12 protein-coding genes and 4 tRNA genes are annotated in these 18,512 nt (G+C 68.1%); 5 read left to right on the top strand and 11 right to left on the bottom strand.

The genetic code is table 11. The features are described from left to right. Positions 1–47: 47 nt before the first annotated feature. Both EUC46_RS00730 and EUC46_RS00725 read left to right on the top strand, forming a co-directional pair. Positions 48–923 carry a Cof-type HAD-IIB family hydrolase gene (locus tag EUC46_RS00730; RefSeq protein WP_164918715.1) on the top strand — a complete coding sequence of 292 codons (876 nt, stop codon included), beginning with the start codon at positions 48–50 and terminating at the stop codon, positions 921–923. Continuing rightward, positions 920–1,786: a Cof-type HAD-IIB family hydrolase gene (locus EUC46_RS00725; RefSeq protein ID WP_128772275.1), complete on the top strand. Its 867-nt coding sequence runs from the start codon at positions 920–922 to the stop codon at positions 1,784–1,786. The genes EUC46_RS00730 and EUC46_RS00725 overlap by 4 nt, the downstream gene beginning before the upstream one ends. A 104-nt stretch (positions 1,787–1,890) precedes the next feature. On the opposite strand, the gene EUC46_RS00720 is transcribed toward EUC46_RS00725, so the two are convergent. The 4 genes from EUC46_RS00720 to EUC46_RS00705 all read right to left on the bottom strand — a co-directional run bounded on the left by EUC46_RS00720 (position 1,891) and on the right by EUC46_RS00705 (position 2,957). Then, a complete protein-coding gene (locus tag EUC46_RS00720; protein ID WP_128772274.1) occupies positions 1,891–2,556 on the bottom strand; it encodes an ArsR/SmtB family transcription factor in 666 nt (221 codons plus the stop codon). A 142-nt stretch (positions 2,557–2,698) separates the two neighbouring features. Beyond that, positions 2,699–2,773, bottom strand: a tRNA-Val gene (locus tag EUC46_RS00715). Position 2,774: 1 nt separating this feature from the next. Then, positions 2,775–2,845: transfer RNA gene (locus tag EUC46_RS00710), tRNA-Cys, on the bottom strand. 39 nt (positions 2,846–2,884) lie between these two features. Beyond that, a tRNA-Gly gene (locus EUC46_RS00705) sits at positions 2,885–2,957 on the bottom strand. A 148-nt stretch (positions 2,958–3,105) separates the two neighbouring features. Here EUC46_RS00705 and EUC46_RS00700 point away from each other — a divergent pair. Continuing rightward, positions 3,106–3,178: transfer RNA gene (locus tag EUC46_RS00700), tRNA-Val, on the top strand. Positions 3,179–3,333: 155 nt separating this feature from the next. Here the strand turns inward: EUC46_RS00700 and EUC46_RS00695 are convergent. Beyond that, positions 3,334–4,131: an inositol monophosphatase family protein gene (locus tag EUC46_RS00695; RefSeq protein WP_128772273.1), complete on the bottom strand. Its 798-nt coding sequence runs from the start codon at positions 4,129–4,131 to the stop codon at positions 3,334–3,336. Positions 4,132–4,273: 142 nt separating this feature from the next. Next, on the bottom strand, positions 4,274–5,650 hold the full coding sequence (locus EUC46_RS00690; RefSeq protein WP_128772272.1) for a UTP--glucose-1-phosphate uridylyltransferase: 1,377 nt from the start codon (positions 5,648–5,650) through the stop codon (positions 4,274–4,276). Positions 5,651–5,886: 236 nt separating this feature from the next. Between EUC46_RS00690 and EUC46_RS00685 the strand changes: the two genes are divergently transcribed. Continuing rightward, complete coding sequence (locus tag EUC46_RS00685; protein WP_128772271.1) at positions 5,887–8,412, top strand: DUF2339 domain-containing protein; 2,526 nt, start codon at positions 5,887–5,889, stop codon at positions 8,410–8,412. Positions 8,413–8,443: 31 nt separating this feature from the next. On the opposite strand, the gene uvrA is transcribed toward EUC46_RS00685, so the two are convergent. Further along, positions 8,444–11,284: an excinuclease ABC subunit UvrA gene (gene uvrA, locus EUC46_RS00680; protein ID WP_128772270.1), complete on the bottom strand. Its 2,841-nt coding sequence runs from the start codon at positions 11,282–11,284 to the stop codon at positions 8,444–8,446. 231 nt (positions 11,285–11,515) lie between these two features. Here uvrA and EUC46_RS00675 point away from each other — a divergent pair, with 231 nt between their 5' ends. Next, on the top strand, positions 11,516–11,800 hold the full coding sequence (locus tag EUC46_RS00675; protein WP_128772269.1) for a YciI family protein: 285 nt from the start codon (positions 11,516–11,518) through the stop codon (positions 11,798–11,800). A gap of 8 nt (positions 11,801–11,808) precedes the next feature. On the opposite strand, the gene EUC46_RS00670 is transcribed toward EUC46_RS00675, so the two are convergent. The 4 genes from EUC46_RS00670 to EUC46_RS00655 form a co-directional block, all read right to left on the bottom strand. Beyond that, the gene (locus EUC46_RS00670; RefSeq protein ID WP_128772268.1) at positions 11,809–14,250 is read right to left on the bottom strand and encodes an HAD-IC family P-type ATPase; all 2,442 of its coding nucleotides are present in this window, start codon (positions 14,248–14,250) and stop codon (positions 11,809–11,811) included. Further along, on the bottom strand, positions 14,247–15,272 hold the full coding sequence (locus EUC46_RS00665; RefSeq protein ID WP_128772267.1) for a TerC/Alx family metal homeostasis membrane protein: 1,026 nt from the start codon (positions 15,270–15,272) through the stop codon (positions 14,247–14,249). The genes EUC46_RS00670 and EUC46_RS00665 overlap by 4 nt, the downstream gene beginning before the upstream one ends. A 423-nt stretch (positions 15,273–15,695) precedes the next feature. Further along, complete coding sequence (gene uvrB / locus EUC46_RS00660) at positions 15,696–17,792, bottom strand: excinuclease ABC subunit UvrB (protein ID WP_128772266.1); 2,097 nt, start codon at positions 17,790–17,792, stop codon at positions 15,696–15,698. Positions 17,793–17,820: 28 nt separating this feature from the next. After that, complete coding sequence (locus EUC46_RS00655; protein WP_128772265.1) at positions 17,821–18,393, bottom strand: flavin reductase family protein; 573 nt, start codon at positions 18,391–18,393, stop codon at positions 17,821–17,823. Positions 18,394–18,512: the final 119 nt, after the last annotated feature.

Below are 18,512 nucleotides of genomic sequence, written 5' to 3'. Positions count from 1 at the left end.
CGACCCGTCGTGGCGGCGCGCCCCGCAGTGGGCCGTACCATCTGGGCATGAGTCCGCCGTCCCTGGGCATGAGTCCACCGTCCGCGCCCATTGCAGCCCTCCCCCAGGTCCCCAACGCGCCCAGGCCACCGGTGCGCGTTGTTGCCGTCGATATGGACGGCACCTTCCTGCGCACCGGGTCCACCTACGACCGGCCACGCTTCGAACGCGTCCACGCCGCTATGGAGGCCGCCGGCTGCCGCCTGGTGGTGGCCAGCGGCAACCAGTACGAGCAGTTGCGCTCCTTCTTCGGTCCCGAGGGCGAGCGGATGGCCTTCGTATCGGAGAACGGTGCCATGGTGCGCGCCGGCGACGAGACGCTTTTCACCGCCTGGCTGTCCCGCGCAAACTCCCTCGCCGTCCTGGACGTGCTTGAGGACGAGCCGGAGGTGGAGTTCATCGCCTCGGGCCCCGGCGGTGGGTTCGCCGAGGAGTCCTTGAGCCGGCAGACCTTTGAGGAACTGTCCTTCTACTACCCGCGCATGGTGCGCGTGCCGGACCTGCGGGAGGTGGCCGGGGAGCTGTTCAAGTTCTCCCTGCTGGTGCCCCGCGGGCGCGCCGACGCCTTCTCCGCCCGCCTGAGCGAGCGTCTGGGCGGCATTGTCAAACCGGTGACCAGTGGGAACGTGAGTGTCGACCTCATTGTGCCCGGCTGCCACAAGGCCTCCGGCCTGACCCGCCTCTTGGAGCGCTGGGCCGTGCCCGCCTCCCAGGCCGCCGCCTTCGGCGACTCCCTCAACGACCGGGAGATGCTGGCCATGTGCGGATACGGTGTGGCCATGGGCAACGCCCACCCGGCGCTGGCCCAAGACGCCCGCTTCCGGGCGCCCAGCAACAACGACGACGGGGTCCTCCAGACCCTGGAAAGGTGGTTTCTGCAATGAGGCACGGGCCCCGGATGATCTTTCTGGACGTGGATGGGACCCTCGTCGACTATGAGAACCGGTTGCCGCGTTCGGCGGCACAGGCGGTGGGCCGGGCACGCGCAGCCGGCCACCGCGTCTACGCCTGCACCGGTCGCTCCAAGGCGGAGATGCCCGCCCATATCTGGGCCATTGGCCTGGACGGCATGATTGGCGGCAATGGCGCCTATGTGGAGGACGACGGCACAGTCCTCCTCCACCAGCACCTCAGCGGCGCGCAGTGCGCCCAGATCGTCTCCTGGCTGACCCGGCGCGGCCTGGTCTTCTACTTGGAGGCCAACTCCGGCCTCTACGCCCCGCCGGCCTTCGCCCACCAGGCGCTCGCCGCCCTGCGCGCCTACGCCGCGGGCAAGGGCACCACCGACACCGACACCCTTGACGTGAGCGACATTTTTCCCGAGATGATTCTGACCAAGGAGCTCGTGCGCGACGACGTGAACAAGATCAGCTTCGTCTTGTCCTCCTACGCCGACCTCGAGGCGGCCCGCGAGCAGTTCTCCGACCTGCTCGTGGGCTCGTGGGGCGGGCGCGGGCATGACGCCCTGTTCGGGGATGTGGCCCGCGATGAGGCCAACAAGGTCCAGGCCATTGACCTGCTCCTGGAACACCGGGGGATTGATCTCCAGGACTCAATCGCGTTCGGAGACGCCACCGTGGACATTGGGATGCTCCAGCACTGCGGGGTGGGCGTGGCCATGGGCAATGGCTCGGAGCAGGTCAAGGCCGCCGCGGATCTGGTCACCGACGACGTCGAGGACGACGGGCTGCTCAAGGCCTTCGAGCGCCTGGGGCTAATGAGCGGGCCACCGGCGCCCGTGTCCTGACCCGGCCGGGCGCGGGCCCGATCCGGCCGGGCGCGGACCCGATCGGAACCCGATCGACCGGGTCGGCTCGTGTCGGTACCGGCGCGCGGTGGACGGCCCGGGCCCTACCCCTCCTCGCCTTCAATGTCGTCACGATCTTCAATGTCCTCGGCGTCCTCAATGGCGTCCCGCTGAGGGACTTTTGCGGCGGGAAGAGTCAGCGGCTCGCCGTCCCTGGTCTGCGCCACGAGATTGACCGCATAGGTGTAGCGGGTGAAGGGAGTGCTTGGCGCGGCGGTCTCGCGGGCCTCGGCGGCCGCGCGGCGCAGCTCCCGGGAGATCTCCGACAAGCGGCGGGTGAAGGCCGCGGCCACGTCCTGGGGCAGCCACACGAAGCCGTCGACATGGAGCAGCGGCCCAATCTGCTTCTCCTGGGCGGTGATCACCTGCTCGGCGATCTGGGTGTGGACGGTGCGCATGACGGCACCGAAGGCGGCCGCAGTCTCGGGGCTGTCCTCACTGCCCTCAGCGCCCTGGATACCGCGCACCGGGGCCTCGTACCAGCGGTCACGTGCGGTAGAGCCCTCTGGCGGCTCCGCGTCTTGGACGTACCCGGCGTCGCGCAGGCGCCGCACGTGGTAGCTCACCGAGTTCGCCGGTTCCCCCAGGGCCTCGGCGAGGTCCTTGGCCCTCAGTGGTGCGTCAGCGTCCCACAACTCAATGAGGATTCTCATGCGCAACGGGTGGGCGACGGCGCGCATGGTGGCCGGGTTGGGGACGGTGCGGGGCATGAGTGAAGGCTACGCGGCGGAGGCTGCCGTGGCCGCCACCCGGCGCGGACTTGCACTGCGCCCAGGGGCACGGCGGGCATGAGCGTGTTCTACTGGGCGACGACAAGGTCCGTGGCCCCGCAATGGCGGCCACGGACCCAGGTGGTGGGCGATACTGGGATCGAACCAGTGACCTCTTCCGTGTCAGGGAAGCGCGCTACCGCTGCGCCAATCGCCCGAGGTGGGTACCGGATTCGAACCGGTGTAAACGGCTTTGCAGGCCGGTGCCTAGCCTCTCGGCCAACCCACCAATGAGATGCAGGGGACTGGGCTGCTCCCGGCTCCTCGGAGCGGATGACGGGACTCGAACCCGCGACCCTCACCTTGGCAAGGTGATGCTCTACCAACTGAGCCACATCCGCACACCCAAGCAACTACTGCGAACCACCTGGTGCTGGAGAACCATAACACCCACCCGCCGAGCAAATGCAAACAACGTGGCGGTGATCCACCTCACCGGGGGCTGATTTGCCCTCGACTGCGCCGGCTGGCTAACGTACTGCCCGCGTAGGGCGATTGGCTCAGGGGTTAGAGCGCCTCGTTCACACCGAGGAGGTCACTGGTTCGATTCCAGTATCGCCCACTCCCCTACCTTCAGGGCATGCTGGGGAATAAGGGCTGGGACCACGTGGTCCCAGCCTCTTTTTTGTTCGTCCTTTGCCTGTTTGCCCGTTCCTGCGGATCCTGGGACCGGCTCGGGGCGCCCTCACCGATCCCCGCCCCGTCCTCCTGCGTCTCCTACGTCCGTCGTCCACCGAGCTGCTCAGCGACCCCGGCGAGCAGCTCGGCGTGCGTCCGGGCGTCCGCGGCGCAGACCAGGCCGTCGTGGGCCAGGTGGAGCGGCTCGCCGCGGAGCCCGGTCAGGACGCAGCCTGCGGCGCGGCAGATCCCGATCCCGCTGGAGAAGTGGACGCTGGGCCCGCGCCGCCCTGGCAGGACGAAGCCCGCACGGAGCCCGCACGCCACCCAGGCCAGGGTGATCCCGGTGCCGACGAACCGGGGGCTCAGGGTCGCGAAGGCCGAGGACCGCCAGAACCGTGCCGAGGAGAAGCCCTGTTCGTCCGGGTCGACGGTCTCCATGAGGATCTCCACCAGCCGCGAGGACGCGCTCGGGACGGCGGGCCCCTCGTGACCGGCGACACGCGTCCGGGCCTCGGTCCCGTCCGTCCAGGTCAGCCGATGCGGCTCCGCGACCGCGGCGGCCAGGACGTCGTCACCGCGCGTCAGGGCGACCGAGGCGCCGTAGGGCCCCTCACCGGCGGCGTAGTTGAGGGTGCCGCACAGCGGGTCGACGAGCCACACCCGCTGAGCGTCCCGGGGGCCGCTGTGCCCGGACTCCTCGGCAACCACCGCGTCATCGGGGCGCTGCTCGCGCAGGAGGGCGAGAACCGCCTCCTCGGCCGCGACGTCCACGTCCGTGGCGAAGTCGGCGCCGGACTTCCACTGCCGCTCAAGGCCCCCGCCGGTCCGCGAACGGTGGACCGAGGCGGCGGCCTCGGCGGCGAGGACAGCAACGTCGGAGTCGGTCAGGCTCATACGGCCAGCGTAGCGCGAGGCGCCGGGGCCCCGGGCGGGTCCGGGCGCCGGGGCCGCCCACGGCCTGTAGCGCGCGGCCCGTGGGCGGAGCCGGCCTCCCGGAGTCTCCCCGAATCGCCCCGCCCATGGGCCTGCGGGCGGCTCAGATCCGGGCGCCGTCGGCGATGACGCCGGGGGCGCCGTCGTCCTTGATGACGGCCTCGCCGGTTACCACTACCCCGGCCCCGAAAGTCCAGTCGCCGCGAACCGTGAGCGAGCGGGCGCCGCGCAGCGATGGCGCACCGTTGGGGAAACGGGCGTCGAAGTCCTGGATGGTTTTGAAGTAGGCCGGATCCAGATCAATGGTGCAGGCCTCCTGCGGCACCTGGACCAGCAGCCCCTCCTCATCCACCTCATAGACGTCGGAACGCACCAGCAGCAGATCATTGGTGGTCTTGACCGGCTGAAAGCGGCTGCGGGGGACCTCAATGGCGGTAGCGCCCTCGAAGGCCTCGATAGCGGCCCCCATGGCGCACTCCAACTGAATGACGGGGGTGGAGGAGCGGTCCGCGGGATCGACGGTCTTGGCGTTCTTAATGAGCGGCAGGCCCAGCACGCCGTCGCGCTCCCTCAGGGTGTCGCGCAGGACCTCCAGGTCGAACCAGAGGTTGTTGGTGTGGAAGAAGGGGTGACGGAACTGGTCGGTGAAATAGTGCATCTCCTCCGGCGGCGTCTGGGCGGTGTCGCGCAGAATGATGCGGCCGTCGTCCTTGCGCACCGCCAAGTGCCCGCCCTTGACATCGGCGGGAGTGCGTCGACACAGCTCGGCCGCGTAAGGGGCTCCCGAGGCGGCGAACCAGCCGGCGATACGCGCCGAAGGGGCGGCCCCAAGGTTGTCGGAGTTGGAGGTCATGGCGTAACGGAAACCGCGCTCCAGGAGGGCGTCGAGCACCCCGGAGGCCAGCAGCGCGGTGTAGATGTCGCCATGTCCCGGCGGGCACCACTCCAACTCGGGGTTCGCCGGCCACTGCACGGGAGTGAGGTCATCGGCCCGCAGTTTAGGCTCCCGGTTCTGAATGAAGTCCAGGGGCAGGCCGTCAACCTCAATGCCCGGGTGCGCCGCCAGAGCGGCCAGGGTGTCTTCGCTGGTGCGGAAAGAGTCCATGAACACCAGGGGCAGGCTCACGCCGTAGCGCGCACGGGCGGCCATGACCTGGTCGACCAGAAGGTCCAGGAAGCTCTTGCCTCCGCGCACCGGCAGGAGCGACTTGGCCTTGGGCATGCCCATGGAGGTGCCCAGGCCGCCGTTGAGCTTAATGAGGACGGTCTGAGACAGGGCCCGGCGGGCGTCCTCCTCACTGACCTCGACATCTTCAATGGAGTCGATCCGGGTCAGGGGCTCAATGGTGTCCTCGGGGATGAGGCCGGTGGCCCCCTCTTCAAGGGCCCTGTAGTAGTGGGTGAAAACGTCAATGGCCTGTTGGGCGACGCCGGCGTCGCGCATCTTGCGTTGGGCAGCTTGGAGTCCTTGCTCGCTCATGCCTCCAAGACTACCTCGTGTTGGTGGTTTAAGTCCTATGTTGTTCGTCTCTGTTCGATTCTGAGTGTCTCGTGGCGACTGTCGTCGCCAGTTATCCACAGGGTTGTTGTTCTGCTCGCGCAAGGCTAGTCACGCCCATAATCTGTTCGTGTTATCTGCCATCCCTCGCCCGAGGAGCCGTCATGGTCTCTGCTCCCCGCTCAGGAGCCCCTGTATCTCCCGAGATCATCCCGGTGATGAGACGACTCGACCTGCTTGAAGCCAAGATCGACTGGATCGCCCGGCAACTGCTCGTTGAAACCGCGCCGGGCCACTCCCCCACAGGTACGGAACAGCCGACGAGTCCCGAGAACGCGCTCGCGCACGAGGCCCCGCCCTCGCCCCAGCCACCGTCGGATTCCCGGTTCCAGCCCCCGGGAGCCCGCGTTGCGGCCTCCCAATGGACTCCACCGGGGCGGGATGGCGCCGGCACAACCCCGGGCAACGGGCCGGCGCCCAACCGCAATATCTCCGCCAAGCCGGTCACCCGGGCCCCAGCAGGCCCGGTGCCCGCGGCAATCCCGGCGCCCGCAGCCATGAGGCCCGGGGACCCCCAATACCCGGTTCCGCAGCGCCCGGCGGCCCAGGCGGCCGCCCAGGGCCCGGCTGCTTACGGACAGGTGACCCCGAAGCCGCAGGTGACCCCGAAGCCGCAGGTGACCCCGAAGCCGCAAACGGCCCCCGGCGCCGGCCCTTACCGCCCCGCACGTCAGCCCATTGGTGAGAATGAGATCGGTAAGTACGCCCTCTCCATAGCCGCTGCGATCCTCGTACTCCTGGCCGGGGCCAGCCTTCTTGCACTGGTCTGGGACTCCATCCCGGACCTGGTCAAGATCATTGTCCTGGCAACAATCGCCCTGGTTATGACGGTCACCGGCATCGGACTCAGCCAGGCCCGCCCCCACCAGCGCGTGGCAGCAGCCACCCTGACCGGCACCGGAGGCGGCCTGGGGTTCGTGTCAATCATTGGCGCCGTCCTTCTTGACGGCATGCTGCCTGCTCCGCTCGCCTTTAGCCTCATGGCGCTATGGGGGCTGCTGCTCTTGGCCGTGTCCCACCTGACCCGTGTCGTCTTCACCGCGGTCATCTCCATGGTCGGCGGGCTGGTGACGATGGGCTTCGCGATCAGCTACGCCCATGCGCGCCCCGAGGTGTCCATTACGCTCTGGTGGCTGATCCTCGCTGACGCAGTGGCCCTGAGCGTCACCACGACGGTGCTCACGCGCCGCAGCACCTCCGAGCACGCCGCGTGGTACCCGTTGACCTCTATTGTCGTGGTAGCCGCCTGCCTGCTCGCCGCGCCCATGCCCCCAATGCTCCTCACCTCGTTCCTCGGTGCCCTGCTGGTTGTCACCGTGGCCATGGTCCTCCTCATGGCGAATGTCCACGTGGTCACCGCCCTGCTGTGGCACACCCGTCTGCGCAGCGCCGTAACCGTACTGTGGTGCGGCCTGCCCGTCGTCGTGTGGCTCACCCTGTTCCAGCTCTTCTCCGCTCTTAACAGGCCGGGGCCGACGCGCCTATCGCCCGGCCCCCAGGCCGAGACCATCCTCACCTTGACGCTGCTGGCCGTGTGCTCCTTGTTCTGCCTGCTCCTGCTGGCGCGCCTGCTGCCGGCCCAGGCAGGGACAATAACGGAAGCCAGTTCGCTGTGCTGCACCGCGGTCGTGGTCGTGTTCGGGCTGATCAGTACCGACGGCGCCGGGCTGTGGCTCGTGTTCATGGTGGCGCTGGCCGCATCCGCCCTGCCGGCGCTACAAGCCGACCGCTCTTACCCCCTGCTCCTCCTCGCCCTCCTGGGGCTGCCCGCGGCGCTCCTGCCCACCGAGAGCACGGGCGTGCTGGTGAGCCTTCTCCTGGCAGTCCTGCTCTGCCCACTCCCCGTGATCGCGGCGGACAGCTGGCTGCACCGCGATTCCGCCGCCTCCATGCCCGTCAAGCCCTACTTCTCCGTGCTGGCGTGGGGCCTGGGCGCAGAGCTCGTGGTGATACTGCCCGTGTCCTGCTATCGGCTCCTGCGCTCAACGCAGTACCTGACTGCGGACTGGGCGATGGCACTGGCCATAACGCTGGCAACGGCACTGACTACCGCCCTGGTATTTCTGGGGCTAGGGGCCCCCGGGCTGCGGCCCGCCACCCTGCTGACAGGCCGCTGCATCAAGCGGCGCCTGGGGGTGAGCGCCAGCGGCGAGCCACTGCTCGCCAGGATCCCGAACCGCATCTGGGCGACGGCCGGTTTCGCCTGGGCCGTCTCCCTAGTGTGTCTCAGCCCAGGGGGGCTCATGGACGCGCCCCTGCAACAGTCGGTCCTTGTGGTCGGCTCCCTGGCCGCGGCCACCGCGGGCACCTGGCTGGTGTGGCCGTGGAGGCGTCGCAGTGAGATTGCGATCGTCGCCGCCATTGTGATGACGATCCTCGTCTCCGGCTCGGTCCTAATCTTCACCGGGACCAGTCTGACCTCAGTGCTCATGAGCGCCACTATCCTGCTCATTGGAGCCGCCTTCATTGTCCTGGGCTTTCGGATGGGGGCGACAGCCCTGCGGCACTACGGGCTCGTGCTCGTCCTGGTGACTGTTCTTAAGCTCGCCCTGGTCGACATTGGCGACCAGACCTCCCTGGTCAGGGTGCTGTCCCTGGCCGCCGCTGGAGTCGTCTGTTTTCTGCTGTCCCTGGCCTACACGCACTACGCCAATCAGGAGCAACGCAGACCTCCCCGCGGGTAGGGGCCCGTCTGTTCACGAGTGTTCACGGGGCTCAGCGGCGCTCCAGGAGCGGAGCCAGAAAGCGGCCGGTGAAGGAGGCCTCGTTGCGGGCCATCTCTTCCGGGGTGCCGGTGGCCACCACCGTTCCGCCGCCCTTGCCGCCCTCAGGGCCCATGTCAATGACCCAGTCGGCGTTGGCAATAACGTCGAGGTTGTGCTCAATGACGATCACCGAGTTGCCCTTGTCCACCAGCCCTTGAAGCACGGCCAGGAGCTTGCGGATGTCCTCGAAGTGCAGGCCCGTCGTCGGCTCATCCAGGACGTAGATGGTGCGGCCCGTGGAGCGGCGCTGGAGCTCGGTGGCGAGTTTGACTCGCTGCGCCTCACCGCCGGAGAGCGTCGTGGCCGACTGCCCCAGACGCACGTAGCCCAACCCCACCTCCACCAAGGTGTTGAGATGACGGGCGATGACCGGGGTGGCGGCGAAGAAGTCTGCGGCCTGGTGGATGGTCATCTCCAGGACGTCGGCCACCGTCTTGCCCTTGTAACGGATCTCCAGAGTTTCCCGGTTGTAGCGTGAACCGTGGCAGACCTCGCACGGAACGTAGACGTCGGGCAGGAAGTTCATCTCGATCTTGAGCGTGCCGTCCCCCTTGCAGGCCTCGCAGCGACCGCCCTTGACATTGAAGGAGAAGCGCCCCGGTGCGTAGCCGCGCACCTTGGACTCGGGCACGGAGGCGAAAATCTTGCGCACGTGGTCCCACACGCCGGTGTAGGTGGCGGGGTTGGAGCGCGGTGTACGGCCGATCGGCGACTGATCGACATGGACCACCTTGTCCAGGTTCTCCAGGCCCTTGACGGTTCGGTGGCGGCCCGGCACACCCCGGGCGCGGTTGAGGCGGTTAGCCAGCACCCGGTACAGGATCGCGTTAACCAGCGAGGACTTCCCCGAGCCCGACACCCCGGTGACCGCGGTCAACACTCCCAGGGGGAAGCTCACCGTGATGTTCTTGAGGTTGTTCTCTTTGGCGCCGACGACGGTGACTTCGCGCCCCTTGCCCCGCGGGCGCCGCTGAGGGGGGACCTCAATGCGGCGACGTCGCGCCAAGTAGTCCCCGGTGACCGAGCCGGAGGCTTCCAACAGGCCCGCGAAGGTGCCGGAGTGGACAATCCGCCCCCCCAGTTCCCCGGCGCCCGGCCCAATGTCCACCACCCAGTCGGCGGAGCGGATCGTGTCCTCGTCGTGCTCCACGACGATCAGTGTGTTGCCCAGGTCCCGCAGGCGCTCCAGGGTCTCAATGAGGCGCTGATTGTCGCGCTGGTGCAGGCCAATGCTCGGTTCGTCCAGGACGTAGAGCACGCCCACCAGGCCCGAGCCGATCTGCGTGGCCAAGCGGATGCGCTGGGCCTCACCGCCCGAGAGGGTCGCCGCCCCGCGCGACAGGCTCAGGTAGTCCAGGCCGACGTCCACCAGGAACCCGAGGCGGGCATTGATCTCGGCCAGGACAGAGCCGGCGATCCGCTGGGCCTGGCCGGTCAGACCCAGGTCGCGCAGGGCGTCACGGGCCTCCACAATCGACAGGTCGCACAGCTCGGCGATGGACATGCCGCCCACGCGCACCGCCAGCACCTCGGGCTTGAGACGGGTGCCCTGGCAGGTGGGGCAGGGCACCTCGCGCATGTAGCCCTCGTACCGCTCGCGCGACCACTCCGAGTCGGTCTCGGAATGCTTGCGCATGACATAGTCCAGGACGCCCTCGAAACCTGAGGAGTAGATGCGCTCCCTGCCCCAGCGATTGCGGTACCTGACCTTGACCTCGTAATTCTGCCCGCGCAGAATCGCCTCCTTGGCGCGCTCGGGCAGGGTCCGCCAGGGGGTGTCGACATCGAAGGCGAGCTCCTCACCCAGGGCCGCCAGCTGGCGAATGAAGTACTTCTGGTGCCCCGACCACGGGGCGATGGCGCCCTCGGCGAGGGTGAGATCCTCATCGGGGACCACCAGCTCGGGGTCGACTTCCAGGCGCGTACCGATCCCCGTGCACACCGGGCAGGCGCCGTAAGGGGCGTTGAAGGAGAAGGTGCGGGGCTCCATCTCGTCGAGTTGAAGAGGGTGCTCGTTGGGGCAGGCGCGCTTCTCCGAGTAGCGCCGCTCCCGGGCCGGGTCATCGGCGGGCAGGTCCACCTGCTCAATGATGACCAGCCCGTCGGCAAGCCCCAGGGCGGTCTCGACGGAGTCAGTGAGGCGCTGGCGCATGCCCTCACGCACCACGAGGCGGTCAATAACAACCTCAATGTCATGCTTGAGCTTCTTACTCAGGGCGGGGACCGCATCAAGGCGCGAGACCTCGCCGTCAACGCGCACCCGGTTAAAGCCCCGGCCGCGCAGCTCCTCGAAGAGTTCGGAGTACTCGCCCTTGCGGCCCCGGACCACGGGGGCGAGCACCTGGAAACGGGTCCCCTCGGGCAGGGCCCCGACCTGGTCGACGATCTGCTGAGGGGTCTGAGAGGAGATCACCTCGTTGCACACGGGACAGTGCTGCACGCCGGCGCGGGCGTAGAGGAGGCGGAGGTAGTCGTAAACCTCAGTGACGGTACCCACGGTGGAGCGCGGATTGTGGGAGGTGGACTTCTGGTCAATGGACACCGCCGGGCTCAGCCCCTCAATGAGCTCGACGTTGGGCTTGTCCATCTGGCCCAGGAACTGGCGGGCGTAGGAGGACAGGGACTCCACATAGCGGCGCTGCCCCTCGGCGAAAATGGTGTCGAAGGCCAACGAGGATTTGCCCGAGCCGGACAGTCCGGTGAAGACGATCATCTTCTCGCGTGGCAGGTCGAGGTCAATGCCCTGAAGGTTGTGCTCCCGGGCGCCGCGAATGATGAGGGAATCGCTCACGGGGCACGAGTCTAGGTGGGGGCGCGGGACAGTCAAACACCTGTTCGACTGTCGTTGGCGAGTGATTGACCACTCGCCCCGCTTCTCCGCAGGGCGGGTCCGGCCGACTGCTTCCGGGCGCCGTCCGGGGCCCTGGGCGCCAAGACGACGGCGCGCAAGACCGCCGCTTCCGTGCGCCCCCGGGGGCGCCGCCCGGCCCGGATGCGGTCCGTCGGCGGATAGGGTGGGTCCATGAGCATGATCTATGCCGTGGAGTACCACTACGTCACCGACAAGGACGAGGAGATGGCACAGGTTCGCCCCTCCCACCGCGCTTTCAATGGGGCCCTGGCCGACAAGGGCCTTCTCCTGGCCGCTGGCCCCTACGTGGGTACGCACAACGCGCTGATTGTGGTGCGTGCTGAGGACGAGGCCGGGGCGCTGGCCCTGCTGGAGGAGGATCCTTTCAACCAGGCGGGCTTCATTGCCGAGCGCGTCGTGCGCCAGTGGAACCCGGTGATCGGCCGCCTGGCCTGAGACCTGACTCAGGGGCGCCGGTGTGAGGGCACCAGACGCGAACGCCCGTGGTGCACCGCCTCGATCCCCGCCACCGCGGCCCCGGCCACCACCGCGACCACGAGCCAGGTGCTCGGCGCGGGCCAGGCCAGCCAGAAGAAGGCCCGCACCGGCGGCAGAAGAACAACCAGTACGGCCGCACCGGCCATGACCCCGACCAGGCCCAGGCGCCACCCCAGGAGTGGCCGGGAGGTGAGCGTGAGCAGCCACAGGCCGGAGACCACCAGCACCAGGGTGGCACCAGTGGTCACCTGGGCTGCGCTAGCCCCGCTGAGCGCCAGCCAGGTGCGGGCCGCCAGAGTGGAGAACCCCGCCACCAGGCCCGCGGGCACGGCGAGACTGAGAACCCGCGGCAGGAAACCGGCCCGGTAGCGCTGGGCGCTGGGCGCCAGCGCCAGGATGAAGGCGGGGACGCCAATGGTCAGGGAGGAGACGATTGTCAACTGGCGCGGCAGGAAGGGGTAGGCGATCGCGGTCATGGCCACGACCACTGCGATGAGGGAGGCGTAGATGGTCTTGGCCAGGAACAGGGAGGCAATGCGCTCGGTGTTCGCCATGACGCGCCGACCCTGGGCCACCACCCCCGGCAGTGCTGAGAACTCCCCGGTCAGGAGCACGATCCGGGCCACGGCCTTAGTCGCGGGCGCCCCATTGCCCATGGCGATGCCCAGGTCGGCCTCCTTGAGAGCCAGGGCGTCATTGACGCCGTCGCCGGTCATGGCCACGGTGCGCCCGCGCCGCTGAAGCGCCTTGACAATGGCGCGTTTCTGCTCCGGAGTGACTCGACCCAACACCTGGACGCCCTCAAGCACCTCCCCCAGCGCCTCCTGCTCGGCCACGGTAGTGACCTCCGTGGGCAGTTCCCGCGCGTCCAGGGCGACCGGCTCGCCGCCGTCCGGTGAACGCAACCCCACCGACCTGGCCACGGCGCCGACGGTGACGGGGTTGTCCCCACTAATGACCTTGACGTCCACCCCCTGGTCGCGGAAATAGTCAAGGGTCCGGGCCGCATCGGGCCTGACCCTCTCACTGAGGACGACGACGCCGCGGGCGGTGAGCCCTTGGGGAAGAACCGGCTCCCCGGTCTCATCAGTGGTGGGCGGCTGCTCGCTGCTGGCCACCGCAACGACCCGGGCCCCCAGTGAGGCAAGTTGGTCGGAGCGCTCCAGGGCGAGGCCACCGCCCCGGCACTGCTCCGAAAGAATCTCGGGGGCGCCCATAACCCAGGTGATGGCGCCCAGGCGGGCCCCGGACCACTTACGGCGCGAGGAGAACGGGATGACGTTCTCCGGCGGCGTGGGCGGGGCACCGCTGCCGGTGTCCAGGCCGGCACGGATCGCCTTGGCGGTGGCGTTGGCGTCCGCGCCTGCGCACAGCGCCCGCAGGGCGGCGCGCAGCTCCTCATCGGGCTCGGCGCCACTGGCCGAGCGCAGCTCCCGCAAGGTGATGCCGCCGGTGGTAATGGTGCCGGTCTTGTCCAGGCAGAGGGTGTCGACGCGGGCCAGGACCTCCACGGCCGGCAGCTCCTGGACCAGCACCCGCCGGCGCGCCAGGGCCATGGCGGCCGTGGCGAAATTGACGCTGGTGAGCAGGACCAGGCCCTGGGGCACCATGCCCACGACGCCGGCAATGCCGGCCACCAGCGCTGCTTTCCAGCTCCCGTTGCTCAGCGCCTCGGCCGGGCCGCCGGCCAGCCGCATCTGGGACCAGACGAGCAGGAGGGCCACCGGGACGATGACCCAGGAGATCCACCGCAGGACCCGGTTGGTGCCGGACTGGAGCTCGGAGACGACCACCGAGTACTGGCGCGCCTCGCGGGCCAGGCGGTGGGCGTAGGCGTCCCCCCCGACGGCGGTGGCGCGCATGAGGGCCGTGCCCGCGGTGACCGTGGTCCCTGAAAGCACCCGGTCCCCCTTCGCGGGGCGCACGGTGCGGGTTTCGCCGGTGAGGATGGACTCGTCGAGTTCCAAGCCGTCGCTGGCCAGCACCTCCCCGTCGGCGGGGACTTGTTCGCCGCTGCGCAGGCGCACGACGTCGTCGAGCACGACCTCGGCAATGTCGATACGGGTCTCCTCACCGTCGCGGATGACGTGGGCGAAGGGCTCCTCCAGGACGGCGAGGCGGTCCAAGGCGCGTTTGGCGCGGATCTCCGCAATGGTCCCCGTGGTGGTGTTGATCAGCAGCACGAAGCCGAAAAGGGCGTCGGGCCAGTGCCCGAGAACGAGGATGAGCACCAGGGCGGTACCGAGAATGCCGTTGAAAATCGTCAGAACATTGGCCCTCAGGATTTCGGTCGCGGAGCGGGAGGTCTTCTCCTCGTAGGCGTTGGTCTGCCCCCTGCGCACGCGCTCAGCTACTTCGGCGCGGGTCAGGCCGGGGTGGGCGGGGGTGTGTGCGGGGACGGTACTCATGCCTGGGCCGCCTCCAGGGCAGCCGTCTTCTCCTTCTTGACCCGCTTGCGGGATCCCATTATGGAGGCGGCCACCGTTATGAGGATGACCGTCACAATGAAGCCCAGGGAGGTGACGATGCTCGGCTCGGGGATGACGTCCCAGTGTTCACCGCCGTTAATGAAGAAAACCTCGTTCTCGTGCAGGGCGTGGTTAATGAGCTTAAAACCAATGAAGCCCAGGATGGCGGCCAGGCCGTAGTGCAGGTAGATGAGGCGGTCGAGCAGGCCGTCAATGAGGAAGTAGAGCTGGCGCAGGCCCAGCAGGGAGAAGGCGTTGGCCGCGAAGACCAGGTAGGGCTCCTTGGTCAGGGAGTAGATCGCCGGAATGGAGTCGACGGCGAACATGACGTCGGCGGTGCCAATGGCGATAATGACCAGGAGCAGCGGGGTGATCATGGTGCGCCCACGTGCGCGGTGAATGATCTTGCCGCCGACGAATCCGTCGGTCATGGGGACCACTCTGGCCACCAGCTTGACGAAACCGGTGGGTTTGTACTCCTCCGGGGAGTGCTCCTCGGGCTCCTCGACCCCCTCACGGGCCTGGGAGATGGCGGTCCACAGTAGCCAGGCGCCGAAGATGTAGAAGATCCAGGAGAAGTTCTGGATGAAGACCGCGCCGACGAGGATGAACACCAGGCGCAGCACCAGGGCGATGACAATGCCCGCCAGCAAAACCTCCTGCTGATACTTCCGGGGCACCCGGAAGGCCGAGATCATAATGACGAAGACGAAGAGATTGTCGACGCTTAAGGCCTTCTCAGTGATGTAGCCGCCAAAGTATTCTGCACCGTACACGTGCCCCCAGACGGCCCAGACAATGCCGCCGAAGACCACCGCCATGGCGATGTAGGCCACCGACCACCCGGCTGCCTCTTTCACACTGGGCTCGTGAGGGGTCCTGACATGGCCGACGATGTCGACGGTAATCATTGTCAGGATAATGGCGGCCAGGGCCAGCCAGCCGAGAGCGTGGACCTCCACGTGTGCTCCTCCGGTACGGATCGAGTACCGGAGGTCTCTTCCCGCCATCCCCGTCGAGCTGGTCGCCGTGGCGTGATGGCCTGCGACGCCGGGGGGCCGCGGGCCTGCGGGCCAGTCGGTCCGCCGTGATGACGACGTCGCCGTTGGTGGGAGTACTCCCCTCCGTTAGACGATTATGAGTTTAACGTCCCGACCCTGTGGCGACGATGGGTCGGGCCCGCCGGCGGCTGTGGCATCGGCAACGGCGGGTCCGAGACGGCTCCCGTCCCCCGGCTCATGGTGGGGTGCGCTGCGGGCCGGCGGAGTCGCCGGCCCGTTGCCTTCGCCCCCCCCTGGCTCATGGCCGGGCGGCTCCGGGTCACGTGCGCGGATGGACTGTGCGCCCCCTGTCCCTCGCCGGCCCGCGGCGGGTGCCGAATGCGCTCAGCCGGCGGCGCGCATGGCGCGCAGTTCCTTCTTCAGATCCTGGATCTCGTCGCGCAGGCGGGCGGCGAGCTCGAAGTGGAGGTCCTCGGCGGCGGCATGCATTTGCTCGGTGAGTTCGGAGATGAGCTCGACCAAGTCCCCCTGGGCCGCGCCGGCAAGCCTCTCGCGCACGGTCGCCTCGGCCGCCTTCTTGCGGCCGGCGCGCACACGCCTCTCCTCGTGTCCGCGGTAGCCGCCGGCCAGCAGCTCGGCGGTGTCGACGTCCTCACGGGCGAGCATGTCGGTGACATCGGCGATCTTCTTGCGCAGCGGCTGCGGGTCGATGCCATTGGCTTCGTTGTAGGCGATCTGCTTGGTGCGCCGCCGCTCAGTCTCTTCAATGGCCTCAGCCATGGCGGCGGTGACCGTGTCCGCATACATGTGAACCTCGCCCGACACATTGCGGGCGGCGCGGCCAATGGTCTGGATCAGGGAGCGGGTGGAGCGCAGGAACCCCTCCTTGTCCGCGTCCAGGATGGACACCAGGGACACCTCGGGCAGGTCCAGGCCCTCGCGCAGCAGGTTAATGCCCACGAGCACATCGAACTGGCCCAGGCGCAGCTCGCGCAGGAGCTCGACGCGGCGCAGAGTGTCCACATCGGAGTGCAGGTACTCCACGCGCACCCCCCGGTCCGCCAAATAGGTGGTCAGGTCCTCGGCCATGCGCTTGGTCAAGGTGGTCACCAAGATGCGCTCATCGGCCTCCACGCGGGTGCGCACCTCCTCCAGAAGGTCGTCGATCTGCCCCCGGGTGGGCTTGACCACCACCTTGGGGTCGACCAGGCCGGTGGGGCGGATGATCTGCTCGACGACGCCGTCGGACAGGCCCATCTCGTAGTCCCCGGGCGTGGCGGACAGGTAGATGGTCTGCCCAATGCGGTCCTCGAACTCGGTGAATGTCAGGGGCCGGTTGTCCAAGGCGGAGGGCAGGCGGAAACCGTGATCGACCAGGGTCCGCTTGCGCGAGGCGTCCCCCTCGTGCATGGCGCCGATCTGCGGGACCGTCACATGGGACTCGTCAATGACCAGGAGGAAGTCCTCGGGGAAATAGTCCAGGAGCGTGTTGGGGGGCGTGCCCGGAGAGCGGCCGTCAATGTGCAGGGAGTAGTTCTCAATGCCAGAGCACGAGCCGATTTGGCGCATCATCTCCAGGTCGTAGGTGGTGCGCATGCGCAGGCGTTGCGCCTCCAGGAGCTTGCCGGCGCGCTCAAGCTCGGCCAGGCGCGCGGCCAACTCGTCCTCAATGCCGTTTATGGCGCGCTCCATGCGCTCGGGGCCGGCCACATAGTGGGAGGCGGGGAAGACGAACACCTGGTCGGCGGCGTCAATGGCCTCCCCGGTCACCGGGTGAAGGGTGGACAGGGCCTCGATCTCGTCCCCGAAGAACTCAATGCGGATGGCGAGCTCCTCGTACATGGGGATGATCTCGACGGTGTCGCCGCGCACGCGAAAAGTGCCGCGGGTGAAGTCGATGTCATTGCGGGTGTACTGCATGGACACGAACCGGCGCAGGAGGTCGTCGCGGTCAATGCGCTGGCCCACCTGCAAAGGGGTCATGCGGTCCACGTACTCCTGGGGCGTGCCCAGGCCGTAGATGCAGGACACCGAGGAGACCACCACCACGTCTCGGCGAGTCAGCAGCGAGTTGGTGGCGCTGTGGCGCAGGCGCTCGACCTCATCATTGATGGAGGAATCCTTCTCAATAAAGGTGTCCGTCTGGGGGACATAGGCCTCGGGCTGGTAGTAGTCGTAGTAGGAGACGAAGTACTCCACCGCGTTGCCCGGCAGCAGCTCGCGAAACTCTGCGGCCATCTGCGCGGCCAGCGTCTTGTTCGGCTCCAGGATGAGGGTGGGGCGCTGCACCTGCTCGACCAGCCAGGCGGCGGTGGCGGACTTGCCGGTCCCGGTCGCCCCCAAGAGGACAATGTCCTTCTCCCCGGCGCTCAGCCGCTTGGTGAGCTCGGCAATGGCGGTGGGCTGATCGCCGCTGGGCCGGTAAGGGCTGACGACCTCGAAGGGCTTGGCTGCACGCTGGAGCTCGGTAACAGGACGCATGACCCCAGGCTACGCGGCCACGGCGACGTCATCGGGCATCGGGGCGCAGCACCTCCCCCAGTCCCGCCATGGCGCCCGGCTCGAGGAAGAAGGCGGGGGCCAACCGGGCGTAGGCCTCGGCGGCGGGCATTCCGCAGATTTCTTCGTGGACCGCCATCAACTCGATCCGCCCGAAGAGGAACACCTCTCCCCCGTCGAAGCCGACTGTGCGGATGAGGGAGCACTCGCAGTACGCCGGGCACTCCAGCAGATGCGGCGCGGCGCCGTCGAGGGGTGTACTCAGCGTCAAGCCGGACACAGTGAGCCTGGCGGCGTGAGGGGCCGACGCTACCGCCTGCGCCGCGCGCGCCTGCTCGACGGTGGGGAAGCAGAGCGTGAAGCGGCCGGTCTCCGTCGCGTTCCGGCAGGTGCGATGGTGCTGTTGACAGCCGAAGCCGATGACTGGTCCGGTGAACGCCGCCATGGATACCCAGCTCTTGGGCGCCAGGCTCGCCGAGCCGTCCCGGTCGGTGGTGACCGCGTAGACGACCTGTCCGGCCACCGGTGAGGGATGCCACTGCCACTTGTCGAGGGGCAGAGTGTGGAACGCTCCATCGCTCATGCGGCCACGATATCCACAATATCCCCGATATCCACGATATCGGTGCCCCTGCCCCCGGTTCGCATTGCCGTCCTCATACGTGAGCCCATACTCTTGTATTCTTGAGCCCGCATTGGGCC

This window comes from Actinomyces oricola (assembly GCF_004104015.1).
GTDB classification, from domain to species: domain Bacteria; phylum Actinomycetota; class Actinomycetes; order Actinomycetales; family Actinomycetaceae; genus Actinomyces; species Actinomyces oricola.
This window is presented reverse-complemented; position numbering and strand designations above follow the sequence as displayed.

Coding starts and splice junctions, on each gene's coding strand:
- EUC46_RS00730 (WP_164918715.1), top strand. CDS start 48: ATGAGTCCGCCGTCCCTGGGCATGAGTCCACCGTCCGCGCCCATTGCA.
- EUC46_RS00725 (WP_128772275.1), top strand. CDS start 920: ATGAGGCACGGGCCCCGGATGATCTTTCTGGACGTGGATGGGACCCTC.
- EUC46_RS00720 (WP_128772274.1), bottom strand. CDS start 2,556: ATGCCCCGCACCGTCCCCAACCCGGCCACCATGCGCGCCGTCGCCCAC.
- EUC46_RS00695 (WP_128772273.1), bottom strand. CDS start 4,131: ATGAGCCTGACCGACTCCGACGTTGCTGTCCTCGCCGCCGAGGCCGCC.
- EUC46_RS00690 (WP_128772272.1), bottom strand. CDS start 5,650: ATGAGCGAGCAAGGACTCCAAGCTGCCCAACGCAAGATGCGCGACGCC.
- EUC46_RS00685 (WP_128772271.1), top strand. CDS start 5,887: ATGAGACGACTCGACCTGCTTGAAGCCAAGATCGACTGGATCGCCCGG.
- EUC46_RS00675 (WP_128772269.1), top strand. CDS start 11,516: ATGAGCATGATCTATGCCGTGGAGTACCACTACGTCACCGACAAGGAC.
- EUC46_RS00670 (WP_128772268.1), bottom strand. CDS start 14,250: ATGAGTACCGTCCCCGCACACACCCCCGCCCACCCCGGCCTGACCCGC.
- uvrB (WP_128772266.1), bottom strand. CDS start 17,792: ATGCGTCCTGTTACCGAGCTCCAGCGTGCAGCCAAGCCCTTCGAGGTC.
- EUC46_RS00655 (WP_128772265.1), bottom strand. CDS start 18,393: ATGAGCGATGGAGCGTTCCACACTCTGCCCCTCGACAAGTGGCAGTGG.